Annotated in this window: 2 protein-coding genes; one reads left to right on the top strand and one right to left on the bottom strand. The window is 54.2% G+C overall.

Annotated elements, in window-relative coordinates; genetic code table 11:
• A partial coding sequence (locus B0O95_RS15080; RefSeq protein WP_146064124.1) for a hypothetical protein occupies positions 1-1,215 on the bottom strand: 1,215 nt, incomplete at its 3' end.
• 363 nt (positions 1,216-1,578) lie between these two features.
• Here B0O95_RS15080 and B0O95_RS15720 point away from each other — a divergent pair.
• Entirely contained in the window at positions 1,579-1,806 is a 228-nt protein-coding gene (locus B0O95_RS15720) for a hypothetical protein (protein ID WP_146064123.1), read from the top strand.
• Positions 1,807-2,109 lie beyond the last annotated feature (303 nt).

Genomic DNA, 2,109 nt, shown 5'->3' with positions numbered 1-2,109 from the left:
CGGCTGGCTCGACCCTTCTCCGTACGATGCCGCGTCGCTCATCGACATCGCTTGCATATCGGACGGCTTCTTATCCCAGCGCGACTCTTTCCGAATCTTTGGCTGGCCCGATCCTTCTCCGTACGATGCCGAGTCGTCCATCGACATATCTTGCATATCAGACGGCTTCTTATCCCAGCGCGACTCTTTTTTCCGCGCCTTCGGCTGGCTCGACCCTTCTCCATACGATGACGCGTCGTCCATCGACATATCTTGCATATCGGACGGCTTCTTATCCCAACGCGACTCTTTTTTCCGCGCCTTCGGCTGGCTCGACCCTTCTCCATACGATGACGCGTCGTCCATCGACATATCTTGCATATCGGACGGCTTCTTATCCCAACGCGACTCTTTTTTCCGCGCCTTCGGCTGGCTCGACCCTTCTCCATACGATGACGCGTCGTCCATCGACATATCTTGCATATCGGACGGCTTCTTATCCCAGCGCGACTCTTTCCGAACCTTCGGCTGGCCCGATCCTTCTCCGTACGATGCCGCTTCGCTCATCGACATCGCTTGCATATCGGACGGCTTCTTATCCCAGCGCGACTCTTTCCGAATCTTTGGCTGGCCCGATCCTTCTCCGTACGATGCCGCGTCGCTCATCGACATCGCTTGCATATCGGACGGCTTCTTATCCCAGCGCGACTCTTTCCGAACCTTCGGCTGGCCCGATCCTTCTCCGTGCGATGACGCGTCGTCCATCGACATCGCTTGCATATCGGACGGCTTCTTATCCCAGCGCGACTCTTTCCGAACCTTCGGCTGGCTCGACCCTTCTCCGTGCGATGACGCGTCGTCCATCGACATATCTTGCATATCGGACGGCTTCTTATCCCAGCGCGACTCTTTCCGAACCTTCGGCTGGCCCGATCCTTCTCCGTACGATGCCGCTTCGCTCATCGACATCGCTTGCATATCGGACGGCTTCTTATCCCAACGCGACTCTTTCCGAAGCTTTGGCTGGCTCGACCCTTCTCCGTACGATGGCGCGTCGTCCATCGACATATCTTGCATATCGGACGGCTTCTTATCCCAGCGCGACTCTTTCCGAACCTTCGGCTGGCTCGACCCTTCTTCGTACGATGACGCGTCGTCCATCAGCGTATCTTTCGTATCGACTGTGTTTGACCTCGCCTCGTCAGAAATCAACAATGCAGTAACAATCCCGAGCACACACAGCTTCCTTGATAAAGCGAACCTGAGGTAATTGGAGCGACGAACGAACGGAGCACCATAAACTGCTACCGGCGTTACATTAGGAATCCGCATTTAAAGTCTCTTATCAATAGCCAAGTGCTAGTCGGATGGGATAAACATGAACAGTACGCGTAGACCCGCTCCTACGCAATCAGACGCGAAGCTTGATGCGGAATTTAAAAGGAATTCGTCGGCTCATCAACATTCTAGTTAAAAGGTTTATTGTCATAGCGGCATCAAAGGACACCTTTAACACCGTAACCATTAATTTAAATTAACTTATCCAAAATTTTTCGACGGTGGTCCGTACTGCACGCGGAATGGTGGAACAGCAACACCATGCGCTCGCGTCTCATGGCCACAGCGTTCCCTGCCGCACCATACCATTGCAGACGCGACATCAATATGAATGCGCTACCGTCTGTTCGCCGCACCACTATCAACAATGCAGCGATAACATCTTCGGGCACTGCTGAGATTTTAGCGGCCGATATGGCCGGCGCGCCGCTCGATGATCTGAAGGATTTGTTATGGGCGCTGCAAATACTAAAATCCCTAACAAAATAAGCCGCTAGGACTGTCAACCTGTATCTTGGTCTGTTAACTGCATCGTTGTTTTGCTGGCAATGAGGTCATGGAATTACACGCGGCGTCGCACACACGCGCGGACAACATGATGCCAACAGCGGATCACGCAAAATGGACTGGTTCGTTGCGCGTTGCTTGTCCGAGCGACGCCATTCACGTTCCGAGGCTTCGATCATGACCGTCATTGGCTATGCGTTTCTCGACAATGGCAGTGGCGCGCATCGCACCGCGGGGCACGCACTGGGCCCGTGCGCGTTGCATCACGCCAGCGATGACGCGTCA

This window comes from Mycetohabitans endofungorum, from assembly GCF_002927045.1.
GTDB classification, from domain to species: Bacteria; Pseudomonadota; Gammaproteobacteria; order Burkholderiales; family Burkholderiaceae; genus Mycetohabitans; species Mycetohabitans endofungorum.
The sequence above is the reverse complement of the archived record's forward strand: the minus strand, read 5'-3'. Positions and strand labels throughout refer to the sequence as shown.